Here is a 22413-nt window from a genome sequence, read left to right as displayed (position 1 = left end):
CGGGACAGGCCTGCCTGTCCCGCTCCCGGAAACGCTTCCTCCTCCCGTCTGATGGTCCCGCCGACGCGCGGCAGGCCAAAAACAGGTTCTCAGACCAGCTTGGCCAACATCATGTCCGCGGTCTGCAAAGCCCCCTCCACCCAGCCCTGGGCGTCGGAATAGGCTTCGCCGCACACGTATAGCGGCTGGCCGTCCAGCGGCTGGATGATCTGCAGTTTCACTTCCCAGCTTTTCACCCCGATGTTCCAGCTGTTCCAGCCGCCGCCGTACGGGTCGTCGCCCCAGTCGCGGAAGGCGGCGTTGCGCACTTTGGGCGTGTAGGACAGGCTGTGCATCACCGTCAGTTGGCGGGTGACTTCCTCGGTCATCATCCGCGGAGCCTTGTAGCGATGCCAGCTCAGTTCCTTGGCGCGCACCTGGTCGTCCGCGCCGATGAAGGGGTCCGCCAGCTCGGCCACCTCCAACCCCTTCTTCCAGGCGCTGTGACGGCGGCCGCGCAGACCGTCCCAAAAGCCGGTGTTGTCGCCGTCGTCGTAGCTGGCCAGCAACATGGCGTGACCGTGCAAGGCGGGCAGGCCGTTGCTGCGCGGCCAGTAATAGGTCTGGCGCACCGGCAAATCGGTGACGGAGCGGCCGGATTTGACCGGCACGTAGTCGCCGTCGGCCGTGCTGTAACCCGTATTCAGCCACCAGGGGCTGTTGTAGGTGGTGAACAGTTTGAACAGCGGCCGCGGCGTGACGCTGGCGGCCAGTTGCTGGAAGCGCGCGGCCTCCTGCAGCCAGGGGCTGGTGGCGGACAAGAGCTCCAGCGCGCGGCGCGGCATCGCCAGAATCAGCGTTTTGGCGGATATCGTCCGGCCCTGGGCCTGGAACTGGAAGCCCGACTCGCTGCGCGTCACGCCGCTGACCGGGGCCTCCAGCCGCACCTCGCCGCCGGCCTGTTCGAACAATTGCGCCAACACCAGCGGCACTTGCTGAAAGCCGTTGCAAAAGCCCATGTACTGGGCCGATACGCCGAAGTCCGACAGAAACCAGGGAATGGCGTCGGCGGCGTTCCAGTTGCACAAGGTGGTGTCGTAGCCGCCGGTGTCTTCGGCGTATTGATAGGCTTCGCCGGTGATCACGCGGAACAGCACGTTCCAGAAGCCTTGCTGGTATAGCGGCACGCCGCCGAAGCTGGCGTTCTGCGCCATCTGCCGGCGCTCTTCCTCGGTCAGCGATTTATTGGTGATGCCGGGCACAATCTGCTCGATGGCGTCGATGATGACGGCGCCGCCGGTCTGGCCGCGGTCCAGGAAGTTGAGTCGGTACGGCACTTTGTCCGGCTGGGTGGTGAAGTCTTGCAGCCGCAGATAGACGCCGCGCAGATAGGCGATGTTTTGCGGCTCGTCCACCGGAAAGCGGTAAAGCTCGATCTGTTCCGGCGCCGGCAATAGCGTATTCAATTCCTGAATCAGGTCGTAGATCAGCGGCTGCACCTCCGGCAGGATGCGCATGCCGCCCAGTTCCGCCACCATGTCCGGAATGTCCGGCGGCCGCACCGACAGCAGACGTCCGCCGATGTGATCGCTGGCCTCGAACACCGCGATCTTGCTCTGGGGATAGTGTTGTTGCAGCCGCCAGGCGCTGTACACGCCGGACACGCCGCCGCCGACAATGGCGATGTCTATGTTTTCGCTAGCCATGTTTGCTCGTCCTCGCTATGTGGAGCCGGGATCAGAAAATCACCGGCACATTGGCCGGCTGGCCGTTGTCCGTATTGCGCTGGCCGTCCCCGTCCGGGACATGGAAGCAATCCAGCCTCGGCTGATGGCGGTAGCGGGCGTTGGCCTGCTGCGGCGTGGGCGGCGGCTGATCCAGGCCCACGGTCTGCATGTCCAGCACATAGGCGCGGCCGGCCAGCGCGTGGTCCAGCCCGCGCCGCACCGCCGCGCGCACCGCCTCGGGATGGACCACCACCTCGCCCTCCATGCCGCCGAAAGCCTGGGCCAAGGCGACGAAATCCGGTTTGGGCCGGTGGATGCGCAGGTATTCCGGGTCCTGGGAGCGCGCCTGCCAGCCGTAGCCCGGCGCGTCGCCGTACATCGCCTCCACTTGTTGCAGCCCCATTTGCAGGGTGTGGTATTCGTGGTTGTTGGTGATGATGTAGAGCACCCCCAGCTGGCGATGCTGAGCGGTCCACCAGGTTTGCGGATAGAACAAGGAGGAGCCGTCGCCGGTGGCCGCCACCACGAAACGGGTGTCTATGCCCTGGCAGCCTTGCGCTTCCAGCTTGATGCCCAGGGTGGCGGGCATGGACCAGCCCAAGGAGCCGCCGCCGACGCAGTAGTAGCTGATGGGCGCCGCGGCCTCTTCGGTGAAGGGCAGCAGGTACTGGAACGGCGCCGGGTCCGACACCGCTTCGTGCACGTAGACGAACTGCTTTTCCAGCCGGCGTTCGCTGATTTCCAGACGCAGCGCGTCGGCGATCACCACCGCCCAGATTTCCTGCTGTTGCATCGCCTCGCGCAGATAGACGTCCCATTGCAAGCGCCGCGCTTCGGCTTTTTGCCGCAACAGCTCATTGCGCTGCCGCGCGGCCGCCGACGGCTGCTCGCCGATCTCCCGGTTCAGCAGCGGCAAGGTGGCCTTGATGTCGCCGAACAGCGCGCATTCGCCGTAGTAGTTCTTGCCGATGTCCCAGCTGTTGTTGCTCAGATACACCTGGCGCACCGAGGGCGGGATCAAGGGGCCGTCGCTGTACTTGAACACCGTGACCTGAGCCTGGTTGCTGAAGCCGCATAAAAAGGCGACGTCGTGGCCGGCGAACACTTGCTGCAGATCTTTTTGCCCGCCGGGCAGTTCGCCCTGCCAGTGGTAATCGCCATTGGGGAAGTTGGCCAGGCTGCTGAAGGTTTGCAGCGACACCGGCGCGCCGATCAACTCCGCCAGCGCCTGCAATTCCGGCCAGGCCTCGGCGTAGCCGGCGGCGTCGCCCACCACGATCAATGGGTTGACCGCCTCGCGCAGCATGACGGCCGCCTGACGGATGGCGTCGGCGTCGGCGATGAAATGCGGGGAGATCCGGGTAATGCCCGGCAGGCGGTCGCCGTCGCCGATGCGCCGCATGGTGAACTCCCAGGGAATGGCGACGAACACCGGCCCGTTGGGCGGCGCCATCGCCTCCTTGAAGGCGCGCTGCAACACCATCGGCAATTCTTGCTCGGTGCGCACCTCATGCGCCCACTTGGTGTATTGCCGCGCCAGGTCCACCAGATTGGAGGCCAGCAGCGGCTCCTGCGTGACCAGCTCGTTCTGCTGCTGGCAACACAGAATCACCAGCGGCGCCTGCGAGCGCCAGGCGTTGAACAGATTGCCGATGCCGTGGGCGATGCCCGGGGTGACGTGCACCACCACCACGCCGGGCTTGCCCGTCATCCGCGCCGAGCCCATGGCCGCGCCCATGGCGATGTTCTCGTGCAGGCACTCGATGTACTCCACCTGGTTTTCCGGGTAGGACGTGCCGTCGATGATGGGAATCTCATTGGTGCCGGGCACGCCGAAAATGCGATGGATGCCCAATTGGCTCAATGCGTCGAACACATAGTCCCGGGCCCAGCGCTGCCGGCTGTTTTGCTGTTGGCTATTCATTCCGTCCCGCCTCTCTCCATAAGTTTTCGTTCTTATGTGAGTGGTAATCCAGGCGGGAGGAAATTCAATCCGGATAATTTCTGTGTCGAAAACGCCAATGCGGACGGACGCTGCGCCGCGCGGCGCGCCCGCTTCCGGCCAACAAGGCTTGCGCCGGCGCGGCGAGAGGCGCCGCCACGCGCCCAACCCCGTCCAAAAGGACAGCAATATCCTGTATGGCCAGCCGCCGGCATTGACTTTGCATGCCCGCCAAATTAAGGGCTTCCCGCGTCAAGCCCTGACGGGCTAAGGGTTTCTACTAGGCGCATCGGCTGCGGATGCGCTTCGTTTGCTTGTGCTAACATGGAGCGTTCCTGTCGCATCGGCCAGGCTCCAAGCACGCCGCCTTTCAGGGAGGCGCCCACCGCCTGCCCTGCCCCAAGTCATGCGCAATGGATAGAGCCGCCGGCCATGGCGGCGCCAAAATGATAAATAAGCATCCGAGACTGCCAACACAATGAACAAGACCAATACCGTTGACCATCTGCCGGTCTCACAACGCATCCGCAGCCGCCTGCAGCAAGCCGGCGTCCGTTTCCACGCCAACGACAATATCGCCGCCCACATCGAAGACGGCGAGTTGGACCTGCTGCAATCCGAGGTTCAGGAGAAACTGAAAGCCGTGCTGGAAAGCCTGGTCATCGACACCGAGCACGACCACAACACCCAGGACACCGCCAAGCGCGTGGCCAAGATGTTCATCAAGGAAGTCTTCCGCGGCCGCTATGTGCAGATGCCGGCCAGCACCGAGTTCCCCAATGTGGAGAAGCTCAACGAGTTGATGATCGTGGGTCCGATCACGGTGCGCAGCGCCTGCTCCCACCATCTGTGCCCCATCATCGGCCGCGTCTGGGTGGGGGTGATGCCCAACGAACATTCCAATCTGATCGGCCTGTCCAAGTACGCGCGGCTGATAGACTGGGTGATGACCCGGCCGCAAATCCAGGAAGAGGCGGTGTCCCAGATCGCGGACCTGCTGATGAAGAAGCTGCAGCCGGACGGCCTGGCCATCGTGATGGAGGCCGACCACTTCTGCATGCACTGGCGCGGAGTCAAGGACAGCAATAGCAAGATGACCAATAGCGTGATGCGCGGTTCCTTCCTCAGCGACGCCAATCTGCGCCGCGAATTCCTGTCCCTGATGCATAAATAAAGAGCCCGTTCACCGTCTCTCGGGCAAGCTCGGGACAAGGTCTTGAACAGGTTTTAAGGTCAGCGGCAAGACGGCGCGCAGCGACTAAGATGAAACGAGGCCGCGCCGGTCTGGCGCGGCTTCTTCGCATCCAAGGGGCACATCATGCTGGTACGCCTGACCTACTGCAGCCGCGCGCACAAATCCATAGACAGCGATCTGGTGGACGACATCATGATCGCCGCGCGCAAATACAATCCGGCCCAGGGCATCACCGGGGTGCTGTGCTACAGCAAGGACGTATTCGTGCAATCGCTGGAAGGCGGCCGCGCCGAGGTCAATCTGCTGTACCAGAAACTGGCCCATGATCCGCGCCATCAATGCCTGACGCTGCTGGACTACCAGGAAATGGAGCAACGCCGCTTCGCCAACTGGAGCATGGCGGAAGTGATGATGGAAAAACTCAACGCCTCGCTGCTGCTGCGCTATTCCGCCCAGGCGCGCCTGGACCCGTTCAGCCTGCCCGGCGCCAGCACCGCCCTATTGCTGGAGGCGCTGGCGGAGGCCGGCAGCACCCAAATCCGCCACTGAATAGCGGTTTACACTCTGCTGCGCGCGCTCAGAATGTGTTTACGATCTCGCGAGCTAAGGCGAGACAAGGCGAAAACAGCTGAGAAAGCGGAGTGTACACACGGTACATGAGCATTTCGAAGCGGTACTCACCGTGTCACGTTTCACGACGCGCAGCAGATCGTAAACAGGTTCTAAGCCGCGCCCGCCGCCTGCGCGCGCAAGCCGGCGCTCGACTCCTGCAACACATAGGCGACGGCGATGCACAGCAGCGACAAGCCGGCGAGCGCCAGCCAGAATTGGCCGGCATGGCCGTAATCCGCCATCCAGCGATAAACCGCAACGCCCATGCCCCCGCCCAGCGACTCCCCCAGCGCGGTGCTGATGGACAGCACGCTGTAAGCGACCGCCCGGCTCTCCTTGCCGATCAAGGACAGCAGCAGCACGTCCATGCTGGGCGCGAACATCATCTCGGCGAAGGTGAACAGCAGCACGAAGGCCAGCGCGCCGGTATAGCCCGGAAGCATGAAGGGCATGATGAAGGCCAGCGCGAAGGTGGCGTAGGAAGAACGGACAATGCCCAGCGGCTTGCCGCCGCTCCAGCGGTGGGCCAGATGGGTGACCAAGAGCTGAAGCCCGATCACCAGCAAGGCGTTCAGGGTGTACAGCCAGCCCAGCTTGCCCGGCTGGGCCAGCGTTTCCGAGACATAGAGCGCGAGCACGTTGAACAGCTGGCCGTACAGCAGCCAGCAAAAGAAATTGATCAGCAGGAAGGGGGGAATGCCGGGCACGTAGAGCAGCTTCCAATAAGCCAGAAACGACGGCGCGCCGCCGCCGGGGCGCTTCATGCCCAGCTTGCCGAAGTTCAGGAAGGTCACCACCCCGGCCACGCAGTAGGAGACGGCGATGCCGATCAACACCAGCTGGTACTGTCCCTTGGCCGCCAGGTACAGAGCCAGCGGCGCCGCCGCCGCCGCCGCGATATTGATGCCGATATAGGTGATGGAGAACAGCTTGGCGCGGTTGTCCATCATATCGCTGGTCGCCGCGGCCAGCTGCTTGCTCGCCAGCGCGTTGATGGAAATGCCGGTGCCGGACAGGGCCAGCGCACAGGCGGTCAAATAAAAATCCTTGGCCGAATACAAGAGCAAGAAGCCGACCGCGGCCATGACGCAGCCTATCAGCACGGACTTCGTCGCCGCCATCCGGTCCAGCCACGGCGCCAGCGGTATCTTCGCCGCCTTGGTCGTCAAGGTGAACAGGATGACCAGCATGGCGATCCGTTCGGCGCTGAACCCGGCCTTGTTGAGCGTGACCACCAGGGTGGAGACCAGGCCGTAGTAGCCGAGATAGGTCATGATGTAATGCGCGGTGATGTACAACACGCTGCGCCGGACCGGATGCGAGTTCATGCTTGCCTGTCTTTATTCGAGTTGTCCAAGAAACGGTTCAAAGTCCGCCCTGCTCCGCGCTCAGCGCTTCCCACTCCACCCGCACCGCGTCGCGCGCGGCCTCCGCGTTGGCGACGGCCCGCTCTATCGAGTCGCCCACGCACAGCGCGTAGCCCTGGCGGGAATTGGACGATTTAAGCGTCTCGCAGCGCAGGCCGGCGTGCAGCTGGCATTCCACCCGGATCACGCCCTGGGCGCTTTTCGCCTGCTCGACGCCGCTCACGTCCAGAATGCGGGCGTTTTCGTAGGAGAAGAAGCGGATGGCGGCGGCCTTGGCCGCCGGCTTGCGTTCGGGCCGCGGCAGATCGGTGAGCGCCGCGATGGTCTCGCCGGTGAGGTTGACGCCGCTGACCAGCTCGCACATTTCCCAGATTTGATCGCCGCCTATCCGGGTTTGCGATTCGATGATCCTGGGCCCGGACGGCGTCAGGCGGATCTCGGTGTGCGCGGGCCCGGTTTTCTGGCCGATGACGTCCAGAAAACGGCTGACCAAGGCCTTGACCGCCGCCTGCTGCGCCTCGTCCAGCCGCGCCGGCACCTGGTGGCCCAGCTCGATGAAGCGCGGCAGCGCCGTGACCTCTTTCTCGGTGATCATCGCGATCTCATGCCGGCCGTTGATGGACAGCGATTCCACGCTGTACTCCGGGCCGTGCAGGAACTCCTCCGCCAGAAGCGGCCCGTCCATCACCGCGCGGGAGCCGTTCCAGCGCGCCTCCAGATGCGCGTCCTCATCCACGAAGAACACGCCCTCGCTCAGGCCGCCGGCATACGGCTTCAGCACCATGGCCTCGCCGTTGAGCGAGTGGAAAAAGCTTCTCGCGTCGTCCAGGCTTTGACAGACCTGATATCGCACCGGGCTCAGGCCGTGGCGGCCCAGCAGCTCCCGCATCTTGATCTTGTCGCGCGTGTTCAGCACCGCTTCCAGATTGTCGCCGGCGACGCCGAGCTCGATCGCGCATTGCGACGCCGGATGCAGGCCGTATTCGGTGAAGGACACCACCGCGTCGAACGGGTCCTTGGCGTGCCAGGCGCGCGCCAGCAGCAAGACCTCCTCCATGTCTTCGTAATCCATCACCGCGTAGCGCACCGCCGCGCCGTACTGGCGCTCATTGACGCGCTCCGGGATCTGCATCATCGAATAGCGGGCGCCCAATTGCTCCAGCCTGTCCAGCGTGTGGTTCAATCCCCCGACAACCAATACATGCGCTTGCTTCATTTATTTTCTCCTGATGATGTGTCCCGCACCGCGGGGCGAAAGCCGGATCATGGGCGCAGTTTCGACAAATCGATGCCCATGCGCTTGGCCCAGACCCGGTTGCGCATCATCACCACATTGAACAGTTCGGGATGGGTGAGCTTGACCTCTTCCGGATTGAGGGCGAGCGCCAGCAGCTCCGCCATCCGTTGCCGGATATGGGTTTGCAGATTGGCCTGGTCCAGGCACTTCCGTCCCAGGCCGATGGAGTTGCTCAACAATTTGATGCGGTGGAACCACAGCGCCGGCAGATAGAGCACGTCGCCGGGCTTCAGCGTGCATTGCATCAGCTGGGCGGCGGGATCGTCGGCCAGCGCTTGCAGATCCGCGCCTCCCGTCTCCGTTTCCGGCAACATCGCCTGCGGCCCCAAGACGGTCCAGTGTTTTTCCCCCACCAGCTGCACATGCATGACGTCGATGGTGTAGGAGTCCTGATGCAGCCGGGTGACGCCGCCGCGCTGGCCCAGCCAGAGCTGGTGATTGGTGGAAATCACCTCGCCGTACAGATCGCGGCGGAAATCGTATTGGGCGATGTCCAGTTCCGGCATGTCCGCGGCCAGCTCGGGGCAGGAGGCCTGGTAATACCATTCCTGCAGATAGATGGGCGTCGCCTCCGGCCCCTCGTTGCGCATCAGCATGTCGACGAACTCGGCGAAGCTGGCCTGGGCGGAACGCTGGCTGCTATAGCTGTTGACCACCACCGGCGTCGCGCCGCAGCGCTTGGCCAGATGCTCGAAACTCCAATGGCGCACCGCCGGCCAGTCGGCGGCGTAGCCTTCCAGAATCACCGGCCGCTGCTGGCGGCGGTATTCGCGGTCGAACGCCTCCTTGCTCAAGCCCCGGCGGCGCTCGATGCCCGGCGCCCGGCGCAGGGCCTCGGCGACGGGGCCGCTGGAGAACGCGTTTTCAACGATCTCCAGGCTGGCGACATCGCGCCGCTTCAGGATATTCGCTTCGATCAGAACGGGAGCGTGTTGCATGGATTCCTCCAATAGACTTAGAGCCGCTAACAAAACCTCGCAGAGAACCTGAGCCAAGGCGCGCCGACGCGGACAGTACAAGTCGTACGACAAGGCCGCGCAACGCGGGATCAGGGGTTTTGTTAGTGGGTCTTATTGGCGGGCGCGCGCCCGCAGAATGGTGTCCCTTATCGTCGTCAGCACTTGCGGCCGCAAAGCGTCCTGATGCGGCAGCCAGCGATGGATGAAATGCTCGCAGTCGTCCAGCCAGACCATCTTCTTGCTGCGGGCGTTCATGGCCGCGGCCAGATAGCCGTCCAGCGTCTCGGCCGGCACCACCGCGTCCTTGCCGGCGCCTATGATCAGCAAGTCGCCGCTGAATTCGCGCAGGCCGGCATAGGCCGGGGAGTCCGGATAGGGGCCGGGACGGGCCAGGCCGCCGTCGAAACGGGATTCGGCGGCGTCGGCCGGATAGCTTGCCGGGCAGAACAGCACCAGGCAGGCGGGCTTCAGCACCGGCGCGACCCAGGCGGCGAGATGGCCGCCCATGCTGGTGCCGATCAGGGTCAGCGGCTCGCGCTTGTCCAGGTGTTCGGCGGCGGCCAGCGTTTCCTCGTAACGACGCCGCAGGCAGGCCTCTTCCAGCGCCCCGCTGCTGTCGCCGTTGCCGGAGAATTCAAAGCACACCGAAGCCAGGCCGTGCCCGGCCAGGTGGTCCAACACATAGCGTATGGTGTGCCGGTTCGCGGTCTGGCCCAGCCCGTGCAGGGTGAGGACGCTGCTTGCCGCGCCGGCGTCCGGCTGCACGCGGGTAGCGGCCAGCCAGTGCTCGCCGGCGCTAAAGACGAAGTCTTCGGTTTTCATCTGCGGGCTCGCGGACATGTCGGGGGCGTCCATCTTGATGCCGGCCCGGCCGCTCAACGGCTTGCCGCGGCGGCCAGCGCCGGGAAGCGTTCGGCGCGGACCCGCTCCCATTCCTGGCGCAGCACGCTGTAATAGATCACATCGCGGCGACGGCCGCCGGGCATGAAGTTGAAGCTGCGCAGCACGCCTTCCTCCGTTGCGCCGATGCCGGCCAGGCCCGCGCGCGCGCCGGCGTTCAGCACATCGGTCTTGAACTCCACGCGCTCGCATTCCAGCGCTTCGAACGCGTGCTTGAGCAGTTCGAACTTGACCGCGCGGTTGATGCCGGTGCGCCGCGCGTCCCGGCACAGCCAGGACCAGCCTATCTCCAGGCGGCGCTCGCCCTCGGCGAGATTGCCGTAAGCGGTGCTGCCGACGATGCGGTCCGTTTGGCGGTCGATGATGGCGAACACGATGCGGCTGCCGTTGAGCGTGTCCTGTATCGCCTGCTCGACGAAGCGGCCCAGATCGTCCGGCGTCTGGATGCGGGCGACGAAGTACTCCCAGATGGCGGGCTCGAACACGATGCGCTCGAACGCCGCGTAATCGCCGATCTGAATCCGGCGCAAGCGCACGCGTTCGTTTTCCAGGGTGAGGTCCTTCAAATTACGCCAAGTCATGTATCGCTCCTTGCATAGGTTTAAGCGGGCCGCGTATCAGAAAGAAGGCTGCGGCGCCCGGCCATCCCGCACATACGCCGCGTCCGCCGAAAACGCTTCCGGCGTCCGCGCGTGGCGCGCATAGATGTCGTCCAGCTGCGCCATATAGCGCTGATGAATCATTTTGCGCTTGGGCTTGAATTGAGAAGTCAGCAGGCCGTTCTCGATGGAAAACGGCTCGTCGACGATGAGCGCCGCCAGGATGCGCGCCTCCTGGAAAACATCCTCGTTCAGCGCCCGGATATGCCGGCGCAAAGCCTCGGCGTCCGCCCCGGCCAAGGCCGGGGACAGGATGGCCGTGATGAAGGGCTTGCCGGTGCCGTACAACACGCATTCGTGCACGTCCGGATGCCGGCGCAAACCCTCTTCCAGCGGCCTCGCCAGCACATTGCGCCCGCTGGCCATGGTCAAGACGTCGTCCACGCGACCGTGGATGTACAAGAAACCGTCCTCGTCCACATGGCCCAGATCCCAGGTCTTGACCTCGGCGCTGGGCAGGAAGCTTTTTTCGCTGACGCCGGGATCGCACCAGGTATAGCGGCAGTTGACCGGATGGCGGCTGGCCACGATCAAGACGCCGTCCTGGTCGAAACGGATGGACTTGTTGGGCAGCACCTTGCCCACGCTGCCCAGGCGGAAGGCGCCGGGATGGTTCTTGGCGACGATGCAGGCCTCGTTGCTGCCGTATCCCTCGTACAGCGGCACGCCGGCATGGTTGAAGAATTCCAGCACCGTCCGGCTGGCCGGAGCGGAGCCGGTCCACAGATAACGGACGCGCCCGCCGAGGGCGGCCTGTATCTGCGCGCCGCGGGCGGCGGGATCGGCGTCCCCGTGCCGCTGCGACAGGCTGGCGCGCAAGGCTTCGTAAAAGCCCGGCACCCCCATGACGACGGTGGGCTGGCAGGCCTTGGCCATGTCCAGCGCCTGATCCAGATCGGAAAGCGTGAGGTCGTGTCCAAACGCCAGCGCCGAATAAATCCAATAGCGTTGCTGCAGCAAAGCCAGCCGCAGGAACACCAGCAGATTGTCGCCGTCCCCATGCCCGAACATCGCCTGCACTTCATTGATGGAACTGTTGACGCTGGCGACGGTGGCTTCCAGGCCCTTGGGCGCGCCGGTGCTGCCCGAGGTGAACTTGATCGCCAGCACGTCGGCCGGGTCGTAGCCGGCGTGCAGGGGCCGCTCCGCCGCGTCCGCCTCGACGCATTCGGCCCAGGCCTGGACTTCGGCGATGTCGAACACCGCGCCCGAGCGGTCCACGCCCTCGGCGAACAAGGCTTTCAAGCCGTAAAGGTCCACGATGCGCGCCGGCTCGAAACGCCCGGCCTCGAAGCCCGCGGTCACCGCTCCCAGTTTCAGGATGGCCAGGTCGAGCAACACGAACTCGATCCGATTGCGGGACAAAACGCCCACCCGGTCTCGCGGACGCAGGCCCAGCGCATGCAAGCGCCGGGCCACGCGCGCCGCCTTGCGGTCCAGCTCGGCCAGCGTCCAGGCGCGCACGACGCCGTCTTGCCGGAAGCGGATCACATGTCGCTCGTCATCGCATCCGCGCAGCGCGACGGCGTTGACCAGATCGACGTCCGGGCCGCGCGGCGCTTGAGACCCCAGTCCGCTCATGACCGTCCTTCCTCCGCCGCGCCCGCCCGGCGCAGCGGCGTGAAAAAGCGCTGCTCCGCCAAGTCCAGAGCGGCGCCCGGCGGCGACAGCTCCACGCTTTCCGGCCAGACGTCGACGCCTTCCATGCCCAGGGCGCGGCCCAGGCGCTGGGCGAAGCGCGGCATCAGCGGGCCGGCGGCCTGAGCCAGCAGGCGGGCCGTGGCCAGCTCCAGCGCGACCGCGGTCCGGTATTCGTCGCGCAGCGCCGGATTCCGACGGATGCGCTCGTTCGATTTGGCGAAGCGCAGCGCGCCGGCCACCAGCCCGTCCAGCTCTTCCGTCACGCGGTTGAGCGTAAAGCCGTCGGCGCCGTAATGGGTGCTCAGGCTGGTCAGCCGATTGCTCAGCGCGTCGAAATAGGCGGTGTGAGCGGCGGTCCAGTTGCCGGCGTCGGGCGCCCGCTGTTGGAAATCCTGCCTCAGGCGCTCGCCCAGGCCGCTCAGCCAGGCCTGCCACTGGCCCAAGAGCGTCCGCTCCACGCACGCATGGAAATCCTCCAGCGTGAAATTGGTCCGCTCCTGCTCGCCGCGCGTGCGCGCCAGGTAATAGCGCACCGCGTCCACGCTGTCAGGGCTCAGGATGTCCTTGCCCCATACCGCGTGCCGGCGGCTGGTGGAGAACTTCAGGCCGTCGAGCAGATAGAACTCGTTCTCGTTGTAGTCGATGTCGCACTGCCAGTCCGGAAAGGCCATCCGGTACAAGGCCGGGTACAGGATGGAGTGGTAATAGCTGTTGTCGTAGCCGAAGAAGTGGACGATCTTCCAGTCCGGCTGCGGCCGGTCGGCTTGCCAGGGCTTGCCCAGCCGGCCGCCCAGTTCGGCGATGCCGTACAGGAAGCCATAAGCCATTTCCGGCCACACCCAGATCACCTGCTCGCCCTCGACCTCCTCCGCCGGCGGCACGCCCCATTGCGCCGGATGGGTGATGGGCACCCAATAGTCCTTGCGCGCCAGCACCCGCTCCGCCAATTGCTGCAAACGCGGCGACACCTTGCCCAGGCGCTGATGCTGCTCCACCGCGTCCTTGAAGGCGGACAGATTAATCATGTAGCGGCGGATGGCGCCGGTGACCGGCGTCGCGTCCGACAGCCGCGAACGCGGCGCGTCCAGGTCCACGCAGTTGTTGGGCTCGCCGCACTCCTCGCAGATATTGCCGCCGCAGGGCGAGCCGCAGCTTGGACACTTGGCGGAAACGTCCACCTCGTACAGATAATCGCCGGTTTCGGCGTCGAACAGCGCCGCGTCGGAACGCAGCTGCGCGCCGCCCCGCACCAGGCGAGAGAAGAAATCGCGCAGGCCGGCCGCGTAAGCCGGGTCCCGGGTGGTGACGGTGTATTGATCGAGATGGATGTCCATCAGATCCAGCGTGGACTGGATCGCCGCCGAGTAATGGCTGGCCACTTGCTGGGGACTGCTGTTTTCCTGGCGGGCGCGGCCCACCACATAGCTCTGGTAATCGTCGCTGCCGGTCAGGTGGTAGGCCTCGTGTCCGCTGGCGCGCAGGAAGCGCACATAGACGTCGGCGCCCAGATAGGGACCGGACAGATGGCCAAGGTGCAGGTCGCCGTTGGGCGTGGGCGGCGTGGAAAACACGAATACCGGCCGCCCCTTCAGACGCGCGGCGCCGTTGTCCTGCGCGGCGGCCTCGCGTTTGGCCGCGTCCCGCCAGTAGAAGTCGCAGAAGCGCAGCGGCTGCCCGCCGGTATTGCGCAACACGTGTTTTTCAAACGGTTTGAACAGCACCAGGCTGCCGGCGCGCACCGGCTGGGAGCAGCCGTCGGCGTCGATGACGCCCTCGCCGCTCAGAATCAGAAAGGCTTCCAGCTCGTCGTGCTTGTGCGGCTGGCTTTCCCCGCCGGGCTCGACGACGCCGTAGGCCAGCCGCACCTGCTCCTGCTCGCCCAGGCCGGCGATGGACGCCATCTCGATGCCGAAAGCCGGCGACCGCTGCGCTTCGTTCAATTCTATGATGTGCATGATCGGCTATCCCTTGGTGAGAGTGTGATTGAGCAGGGCGACGGCTTCCGCGGCGACGCCGGGCGCCAGCCGGTAACCGGAACCGTTGCACGCTCCGACGAACAGAACGCGTCGATGACGGCCCAGGTATTGCGCCAGCGGCTCGCGGCTTGGGCTGTAGGCGTCGCAGAACACCCGGCCCGAGCTCAGCAGCGGCGCCAGCGCCGGCGCGACGCCCCGCAGCGCCTCGCGCGCCTCGGCGATCTCGCGAGCCTCCACCCCGGCCTGCCGACACTGTTCCGGCGACACGTCCCATTGCTGGCAGGTGTAGCTGAACAGCCAGTGCCCGCGGTGCGGCAGCGGCGCCAGAAAAGCGTCCTCGGCGGGGAAGAACAGCGCGGCGCCCTCCTCCGCCGGCCGCTGAAGATGCAGGGCCACCACTTTCTTGACGCGCACCCCCAGCCCGGCGGTCAGCCCGCTCCAGCAGCCCTCGTTGACCCACGGCCCAGGGGCCAGCACCACGGCATCGGCGGCCAGCTCCCGGCCGCTGGACAAGCTCAGGCGGACGCCGTCGGCGCTCTCGTCCAGCGCCTCGACCCCCACGCCTTCCAACACCTCGGCGCGGCCGCGCAGACGCTGCGCGTGCCATAAGGCCAGCCCCTGCACATCCGTCACATGGCAATCCGGCATCCGCCACAGCTCGCGGCCGGCCGGCAGATCCGGCGCGACGCGCGACTGTTCCTCCGCCGACAAGGGCAGCAGGCAGGCGCAGCGGGCGCGGACCTCATCGGCGTCGGCCGCGCCGGCCGCGACGAAAAAGTCGAAACCGTGCATGGGCAGCTGCGGATGGCGGGCGCGCAAGGTCTGGTAGTAATCCGCGCTGGCCGCGCTCAGTTGGCGCACGCGCTCGGAGCGGCCCACCGGAAAATGGACGCCGGCGGAATACATCGACGCTCCCGCGCCGACCAGGCCGCGGTCCACCAGGGTGAGCCGGACCCGCGGCTCGCGCTCCAGCAGGCGCGCGGCTATCGTGCAGCCGAGGATGCCGCCGCCGACGACGACGATGCGGGGCGCCGTCATGCCCATTCCCTCTTGTTCTTGCGCTCGTCCGCGCGCGCCGAGGCCAGCGGCGCCCAGGACACGAAGGCGGCGTCGACATCGCCGGCGCGCGGCGCGTCCAGCATGCGGTTGATGACGATCTGACTGCGCCAGGCGGTCAGGCTGAGATTGGGATCGGCCAGGCCGCGCTGCTGGCGGATGGCGTTCAGGATGAACAGGCTGCGATTGCGCGGCAGCTTGCCCAGCGCCGCGTAATCGCGGTCGACGGCGATTTCCTCGCCCTCGCGCTCCAGGCGCTCCTGCAGCGGCTGCAAGAAGGGCGTGGGCGCCGGCTTGAAGCCGCTGGCCCAGATCACCACGTCCGCTTCCAGCGTTTCCGGCGCGTTGGCGCCCAGATGGCGGGCGGCGATGGACCAGCGCTCGCCGTTCCGGCCGATGGCGCGCACCTCGCGGAAGGGCAGCAGGCGGATGTCGATAGGCGAGCGTTCGATGAAGCGCAGCGAGTAGATCTGTTGGTAGAGGCTGCGCAAGGTGCATTCGGAAATGCCGTCGCTGCTGAGCAGATTGCGCTTGATGAAGGCGCTGCGAAAGATTTCGTCCTGCTCGTAAAAATAATTGGAATGGGTGGGCGTATACAGATCGTTGGTGAACGGGGAATCATCGAGCGGGAAGTAATTCTCCCGCCGCGACAGCCAGCTCAGCGCCGCCGGCGCCTGGCCGCCGCCGCGGCGCAGCAAATCCAGCACCACCTCGGCGCCGGACTGGCCGCCGCCTATCACCAGCACGCGCTTGCCCGCCGCGACGCCGGCCTTGGCGGCGAACTCATTGACGTGGAAATGCGTGCTGTCGTCGAGACAGGAGCGCGCGAAGTCCGGCACCTCCGGCACAATGCCGACGCCGACGACCACATTGTCGCCCTGCACCCTCCGCTTCGTGGTCTGCACCACGAAGGCGCCGCCGTCGAAATCGACCTCCAGCACCCGCTCGCCAAAGCAGATATTGCCGTTGCTCTCCGCCGCCCATTTCAGATAGTCGCGAAACTCCAGCCGCGACACCTGATCGAAGCGCGCATTGAGAAACTGCAGCAATCTGCCGTGCTGGTGCAGATAGGACACAAAGGAAAAGCGGTTGGTCGGGTCCGCCAGCGTGACCAGATCCTTGAACAGGGAGACTTGCAGCCCCGCGCCGGGAATCATCATGCCGTCGTGCCAGGTGAACGCCGCTTTCTGTTCGAAGAAGATGCTCTTGATGTCGTGCTGGCCATGCAAGAGCGAAGCCACGCTCAGATTGGACGGCCCGCTGCCGATGCCGATGCAGTGATATTTCATGGTGTATTGGCACTTGAAGTGTATGCAAGACAAAAGGAGCCGCGATGAACTGCGTATCGCAGCGGCGGAAAATCCAACCGGCACTCTCATTCGCAATCAACAACAACCGCAAAACCGCCAAAACATCGCCGGGGGCGAAACGCCGCCCGCTCCGGCATGAACCTCCGCTATTTCGTCCAGACCAGTACCAAAGGCCAGGCCGTATCCCGTTGTAGAAACGCCTCAGGCCTCGTTTCGTCTCCGCCCTCGCCAAACGCCAAACCGCTGCGCCGCAGCGGACGGCCGCGCCGCAAACCCGCGTCCTCCGTGGCTAGGAGGCCTAAATCCGCAAGCCGTATCGATCAATATATTCCAATGTCATTCAAGCTATCACATGACTTTTGTCATGTCAAACAACATTAAAAACCAAAAATAGATGATATTCGTCAAATAGATACCATTAATCAGGACAGTTTTCGGTGAAAGAAAGGCTGTCATCATCCCGACGACAAGAGCGGCGCATCCGGGCGGACGCCGCCGCTTCAAACGCAAAACAGGCCGGGAATCCCGGCCTGTTTCGCTAGAGCGCCTGACTCGAAATCAGGCGTGGGTATCGCTGGCTCAAACCAGCTGGAAAGGGTACACCGAACCCAGGCCCAGGATGCCGCTCAACTCGTCCAGCGCGGTGCGGCTTTCGATCAGCAGCTGCGGATCGGCCAGGTCTTCGCTGCTCAGGCGGTCGCGATAATGGCGATCCACCCAGCCGTTGAGCGTGGCGAACAGCGCGTCGCTCATCAGCACCTTGGGATTGAGCGCGGCGATTTCCGCCGCCGACAGCGCCACGCGCAGCCGCAGGCAGGCGGGGCCGCCGCCGTTCTGCATGCTTTGCTTGAGATCGAACACCTTGACCTCGTCGATGGGACCGCCGCTGGCGACCAGCTTGCCCAGGTAGGCCCAGACGCGCGGCTGATTGCGGCACTCTTCCGGCACCACGATGATCATCTTGCCGTCCGGCTTGGACAGCAGCTGGCTGTTGAACAGATAGCTCTTCACCGCCTCCTCGACGCTGACCTCCGCCGCCGGCACCTCCACCGACACGAAGCGGCCGCCGACCGCCGCCAGCTTGGCGCTCAGCTCGGCCAGCACCTTGTGCTGGTCGACAAAGGATTTCTCGTGGTGGAACAGCACCTGGCGGTTGCCCACCGAGATCACGTCGTTGTGGAACACGCCGGCGTCTATGGTGTCCGGGTCCTGCTGCGCGTAGACCACGCACTCCGCGCTCAGGCCGTGCAAGCGCGCCACCGCCTGGCAGGCTTCCAGGGTCTGGCGCGCCGGGAACTTGGCCGGCTTGGGATAGCGGGCGTCGAAAGCCGCCGCGCCGAACACGAAGAACTCCACCCCCGCGCCGTCGTACTCGGCGCAGAAACGGGTGTGGTTGGCCGCGCCCTCGTCGCCAAAATGCATCTGCGCCGGCAGCGCCGGATGCACGGCGAAGCGGGACTCGTCGGCGAACATCGCCCGCAGCAGCCGGCCCGTGGTCGGATGCTCGATCGAACGGTGGAATTTATTGTTCAGATTGGCCGGGGTGAAATGCACGCGGCCGTCGGCGGTATCGCCGGACGGGCTGACGGTGGCGGCGTTGGCGGTCCACATGCAGGAGGCCGAGCAGGCCGCCGCCAGGATGGCCGGCGCTTCCCTGGCGGCGCGCGCCACCACCTCGGCGTCGCTGCCGCCAAAGCCCAGCAGACGCAGGCTGGCCACGTCCGGACGCTCGTGCGGGGCCAGCACGCCCTGCTTGAAGCCCAGATCGTGCAAGGCCTTCATCTTGGCCAGCCCCTGCTTGGCGGCCAGCTTGGGATTGGACGCGGCGCTGACGTTGCTGGTGGACGCCACATTGCCGAAGGACAGGCCGCTGTAATTGTGGGTCGGGCCCACCAGGCCGTCGAAATTCACTTCATAGGCGTTCATTTGGAGAATGCTCCCTTGCCTCAATCCATCTGAATGGCGGGACGGCCATCTGGCCCCTTCTCGCCACCTAACTCTTTTGCGTTGACTACACGCCCCCTCTCCCCCGCCCCTCTCCCACGAGGGGAGAGGGGAGAAAACCGCACCGCCCGCGCTTACTGCACGAATGAACGGGCGTCGCACTCAGCCTTCAGTCCCTCTCCCCTTGCGGGAGAGGGGTTGGGGAGAGGGGTGCTCTTAAAACACCATGCCGGGAGACAGCTGCGCCGGCACGGTCAGGCTGTCGCATTCCAGCGAGGCCACCGGATAAGCGCAGTAGTCGGCGGCGTAATAGGCGCTGGCGCGATGGTTGCCCGAGGCGCCGACGCCGCCGAAGGGCGCGGCGCTGGACGCGCCGGTCAAGGGCTTGTTCCAGTTGACCACGCCGGCGCGGCTTTCCAGCAGATAGCGTTCGTACAGCGCGCGCTCGTCGGACAGCACGCCGCCGGCCAGGCCGAAGCGGGTGTCGTTGGCGATGGCGATGGCCTGATCGAAATCGGCGTAGCGTATCACTTGCAGCAGCGGGCCGAAGTATTCCTCGTCCGGCCGCGCGGCGGCGGTGGTGTCGATGATGCCCGGGCTCAGCAGCGCCGCGTCCGGCGTCAAGCGGCGCATCTCCAGCAGCGCCTTGCCGCCGGCGGCCAGCATCGCGGCCTGGGCTTGCAGCAGCGCCTCCGCGGCGGCGCTGGAAATCACCGCGCCCATGAAGGGCGCCGGCTCGGCGTCGTATTTGCCGACGCGCAGCTTGGCCGCCACCTCCACCAGCCGCGCCAGCAGCGCGTCGCCCCAGGCGCCTTGCGGCAGCAGCAGCCGGCGCGCGCAAGTGCAGCGCTGGCCGGCGGAGACGAAGGCGGACTGGACGATGTGGTGGACGGCGGCGTCGATGTCCTGAACCCCTTCCACGATCAGCGGATTGTTGCCGCCCATTTCCAGCGCCAGGATCTTGTCCGGATGGCCGGCGAAGTTCTTGTGCAGCAGCGCGCCGGTGGCGGAACTGCCGGTGAAGAACAGGCCGTCGATGCCGGCATGGCCGGCCAGCGCCGCGCCGGTGTCGCGCGCGCCTTGCAGCAGCGCGATCACGCCGGCCGGCAGGCCGGCTTCGGCCCACAAGCGCACGGTTTCCTGCGCCGTCCACGGCGTCAGTTCGGACGGTTTGAAGATCACCGCGTTGCCGGCCAAGAGCGCCGGCACGATGTGGCCGTTGGGCAGGTGGCCGGGGAAGTTGTAGGGGCCGAACACCGCCACCACGCCGTGCGGCTTGTGGCGCAGCACCGCCTGGGCGTCGCCCATGGCGGCGGCGCGTTCGCCGGTACGCTCGTGGTAGGACTTCAGCGAAATATCCACCTTGTTGACCATGGTGGTCACTTCGGTCTGCGCCTCCCACAGCGGCTTGCCGGTTTCCTGGGCGATCACGCGGGCCAGCGCGTCCTTATTGGCGCTCAGGAGTTCGCCGAAGCGCTTGGCCACCGCCACGCGCGCGTCCAGCGGCGTGCGCGCCCAGTGCTTGAACGCGGCGCGGCCGGCGGCCACGGCGGCGTCCACCTGGGCGGCGTCGGCCGCGCGGCCCTGCCATAGCGGGCTATTGTCGGCCGGATTGGTTTTGCTCAGCGCCGCGCCGGCGCCTTCCTGCCACTGACCGTTGATGAATAAGCTGCTCACTATGCATTCTCCTTGGGGTAGAGCGCGACGCAGCGCAGATGGCCGCCCTCTTCCACGTTCAGCGCCTGCGCCTGTTCCGGCGTCAGCAGGATTTCATGGGTGGGCGCCAGCGTCTCGGCCAGGACGGCGCGGAAGCCGGCCAGCGAGTCGTTGGACACCAGGTAGAAGTTCTTGTCGCCTTCCGGCAGCGGGTCCGCCAGCCGCGCCGCGACCGTCGCGCTTTCCTTCACCGCGCGGATTTCGCTGGTATAGGTCTGCACCGTCGGGCCGGCGTCGAAGATGTCGACATAGCCCTCGTAGCGGAAGCCTTCGGATTCCAGCATCGCCACCGCCGGGCGGGTGTTTTCATGGGTCTGGCCGATCACCGCCTGCGCCTCCGGCGGCAGGAAGTCGATGTAGACCGGGTGCTTGGGCATCAGCTCGGCGACGAAGGCCTTCTGGCCGACGCCGGTCAGGTAATCGGCGTGGGCGAAGTCTATGGAGAAGAAGTGGCGGCCCAGACCCTCCCAGAACGGCGAACGGCCGGTCTCGTCGGACACGCCGCGCATCTCGGCCACCACCAGCTTGCCGAACAGCTGCGGGAACTGCGCCAGGAACAGGAAGCGGCTCTTGGACAGCAGGCCGCCGTTGCGGTTGGCGCGGTAGTCCGGGTGCAGGAACAGCGTGCACAGCTCGGAATAGCCGGTGTGGTCGTTGGACAGGAACAAGGTGTCGTGGCGCGAGTAGACGCCCAACTCCTCGGACGCGTGGACGATGGTGCCGACGCGGTAGTTGTACCACGGCTCCTTCAGGCCCACCGCGGCTTCCAGCGCGCAGATGCCGGCGATGGCGCCGGTGGCGCCGTCTTCCATCACGAAGACATAGCCTTGGTCGGCCTTGTCCAGCTCGCCGGCGAAAGACAGCACCGAGCGGGCGATGCGGCGCGACAGCCGCTCTTCGTTGACCGGCAGCGAGGTCAGGCCGACGCCGGCGCTGCGCGCCAGATTCATCAGGCCGTCCAGGTCCTTGTGGGCTACGGGGCGGATGAACATCATGCTGCGGACTCCTTCTGCTGCAAACCGGCCACTTGAACCTGACCGCCGCTGGCGAGACCCAGCGCGCGGGCGGCGTCGGGATTGATGAAGGCCACGCCGTCCACCACCGCCACGCGGCACACCGCGGCGGCGAACTCGCTGGACTCCAGATTGCTCAACAACTGCGGCTGCGCCTGCTCCGGCAGGCTGGCCAGCACTTCCACCGGGTAGCAGCGGCTGTTTTCCAGCGTTTTCAGCCGGTCCACCTCGGCGGTCAGCACCGCGCCGCCGTCGAAGATGTCGATATAGTTGTCGGCTTCGAAGCCCTCGTTGCACAGCAGCTGGCAGGAGCGCTCGAAGCTGGCGTGGATCTGGCCGATGGCGTGCTGCGCCTCGTCCGGCAGCAAGGGCACGTAGATCGGATAGCTGGGCATCAGCTCGGCGATGAAGGTCTTGCTGTGGCTGACGAAGGCCTGTTCCACCTGCAGGAAATCCATATTGAAGAAGCGGCGGCCGATGGCGTTCCAGAACGGCGACTGGCCGGCGTCGTCGTGAATGCCCTGCATCTCCGCGATCACGCGGCGGCCGAAGCGCTCGCGCTTGCTGGCGATGAAGAGCAGCCGGGCGCGCGACAGCAGCTCGGCGGCCAAGGGCTCCAGGTGGCCGTCCACGTAGAAGCCGCACAGCTGCACCATGCCGGTCAGGTCGTGGCACATATTCAGCACGTGCACGCGGTTGTTGACCTTCAGCGCGCGCGAGGCGTGCACGAAGATTTCGCTGCGGTAGCTGTAGAAGGGCTCGTCGAAGCCGGCGGAAGCGTTGATGGACGCGGTGCCCAACACCTGGCCGCCCTCCTCCAGCACGAACATATAGTATTCGCAGCCGGAGTCGCCGGTGGCCTCGTGCTCGAAGGCGGACACGGACTGCTGGATGCGCTCGAACAGCTTTTCCCGGTTATTGGGCAAGCTGGTGACGCCGATGCCGCTGGCCACCGCCATGCGTTCGATGGCGGGCAGATCGGAGGTGCGGACGGGACGCACGGTAAGCATGGGACATCTCCCCTATCGCTGAAATCCGGCCGGGCCGCGGCGGGACCGCGGCGCAGCATCACCCGCGCGCCTGCCAGGGGCGGGAGCGTGGGCGGATAACAGTATTGTGT

General features: G+C 65.7%; 17 protein-coding genes. 2 read left to right on the top strand and 15 right to left on the bottom strand.

The features are described 5' to 3' along the window. Nucleotides 1-89: 89 nt before the first annotated feature. A complete protein-coding gene (locus tag ACODRW_RS05385) occupies nt 90-1685 on the bottom strand; it encodes a flavin monoamine oxidase family protein (RefSeq protein ID WP_488905310.1) in 1596 nt (531 codons plus the stop codon). Between the two features lie 31 nt (nt 1686-1716). Then, entirely contained in the window at nt 1717-3630 is a 1914-nt protein-coding gene (locus ACODRW_RS05380) for a thiamine pyrophosphate-binding protein (RefSeq protein WP_488905309.1), read from the bottom strand. A 496-nt stretch (nt 3631-4126) separates the two neighbouring features. On the opposite strand from ACODRW_RS05380, the gene folE reads away from it, so the two are divergent. Together folE and ACODRW_RS05370 are read left to right on the top strand one after the other, a co-directional pair. Then, nucleotides 4127-4822, top strand: a complete 696-nt coding sequence (gene folE / locus ACODRW_RS05375) for a GTP cyclohydrolase I (RefSeq protein WP_227107517.1) — start codon at nt 4127-4129, stop codon at nt 4820-4822. A 144-nt stretch (nt 4823-4966) separates the two neighbouring features. Beyond that, nucleotides 4967-5392 (top strand): BLUF domain-containing protein, encoded by a 426-nt coding sequence (locus ACODRW_RS05370; protein WP_107798585.1) that lies wholly within the window; start codon nt 4967-4969, stop codon nt 5390-5392. A 173-nt stretch (nt 5393-5565) separates the two neighbouring features. On the opposite strand, the gene ACODRW_RS05365 is transcribed toward ACODRW_RS05370, so the two are convergent. The 13 genes from ACODRW_RS05365 to aruF form a co-directional block, all read right to left on the bottom strand. Next, nucleotides 5566-6783 carry an MFS transporter gene (locus tag ACODRW_RS05365; protein ID WP_227107514.1) on the bottom strand — a complete coding sequence of 406 codons (1218 nt, stop codon included), beginning with the start codon at nt 6781-6783 and terminating at the stop codon, nt 5566-5568. Nucleotides 6784-6820: 37 nt separating this feature from the next. Next, nucleotides 6821-8038 (bottom strand): ATP-grasp domain-containing protein, encoded by a 1218-nt coding sequence (locus tag ACODRW_RS05360; protein WP_488905308.1) that lies wholly within the window; start codon nt 8036-8038, stop codon nt 6821-6823. Between the two features lie 47 nt (nt 8039-8085). Then, nucleotides 8086-9057 carry a cupin-like domain-containing protein gene (locus ACODRW_RS05355; protein ID WP_488905307.1) on the bottom strand — a complete coding sequence of 324 codons (972 nt, stop codon included), beginning with the start codon at nt 9055-9057 and terminating at the stop codon, nt 8086-8088. Between the two features lie 132 nt (nt 9058-9189). After that, the gene (locus tag ACODRW_RS05350) at nt 9190-9900 is read right to left on the bottom strand and encodes an alpha/beta hydrolase (protein WP_488905306.1); all 711 of its coding nucleotides are present in this window, start codon (nt 9898-9900) and stop codon (nt 9190-9192) included. Nucleotides 9901-9953: 53 nt separating this feature from the next. Further along, entirely contained in the window at nt 9954-10559 is a 606-nt protein-coding gene (locus ACODRW_RS05345; RefSeq protein ID WP_107800104.1) for a GNAT family N-acetyltransferase, read from the bottom strand. 36 nt (nt 10560-10595) lie between these two features. Beyond that, nucleotides 10596-12218 carry an AMP-binding protein gene (locus tag ACODRW_RS05340; RefSeq protein WP_488905305.1) on the bottom strand — a complete coding sequence of 541 codons (1623 nt, stop codon included), beginning with the start codon at nt 12216-12218 and terminating at the stop codon, nt 10596-10598. Then, nucleotides 12215-14233, bottom strand: a complete 2019-nt coding sequence (locus ACODRW_RS05335; protein ID WP_488905304.1) for a class I tRNA ligase family protein — start codon at nt 14231-14233, stop codon at nt 12215-12217. Before ACODRW_RS05335 ends, ACODRW_RS05340 begins: the two co-directional genes overlap by 4 nt. Nucleotides 14234-14239: 6 nt before the next feature. Next, nucleotides 14240-15292, bottom strand: coding sequence for an NAD(P)/FAD-dependent oxidoreductase (locus ACODRW_RS05330; protein WP_488905303.1), 1053 nt, complete (start codon nt 15290-15292; stop codon nt 14240-14242). Continuing rightward, a complete protein-coding gene (locus ACODRW_RS05325) occupies nt 15289-16599 on the bottom strand; it encodes a lysine N(6)-hydroxylase/L-ornithine N(5)-oxygenase family protein (RefSeq protein WP_488905302.1) in 1311 nt (436 codons plus the stop codon). Before ACODRW_RS05325 ends, ACODRW_RS05330 begins: the two co-directional genes overlap by 4 nt. A 600-nt stretch (nt 16600-17199) precedes the next feature. Next, nucleotides 17200-18546 carry an N-succinylarginine dihydrolase gene (gene astB / locus ACODRW_RS05320; protein ID WP_488905301.1) on the bottom strand — a complete coding sequence of 449 codons (1347 nt, stop codon included), beginning with the start codon at nt 18544-18546 and terminating at the stop codon, nt 17200-17202. 234 nt (nt 18547-18780) lie between these two features. Then, nucleotides 18781-20241, bottom strand: a complete 1461-nt coding sequence (gene astD, locus ACODRW_RS05315; RefSeq protein WP_227107501.1) for a succinylglutamate-semialdehyde dehydrogenase — start codon at nt 20239-20241, stop codon at nt 18781-18783. Beyond that, entirely contained in the window at nt 20241-21275 is a 1035-nt protein-coding gene (gene astA, locus ACODRW_RS05310; protein WP_488905300.1) for an arginine N-succinyltransferase, read from the bottom strand. The genes astD and astA overlap by 1 nt, the downstream gene beginning before the upstream one ends. Then, a complete protein-coding gene (gene aruF, locus ACODRW_RS05305; RefSeq protein WP_253315265.1) occupies nt 21272-22303 on the bottom strand; it encodes an arginine/ornithine succinyltransferase subunit alpha in 1032 nt (343 codons plus the stop codon). Before aruF ends, astA begins: the two co-directional genes overlap by 4 nt. Nucleotides 22304-22413 lie beyond the last annotated feature (110 nt).

This window comes from Chromobacterium sp. FG89, assembly GCF_057808735.1.
Note: the sequence above shows the minus strand (reverse complement) of the source record. Positions and strands in the feature narration are given on the sequence as shown.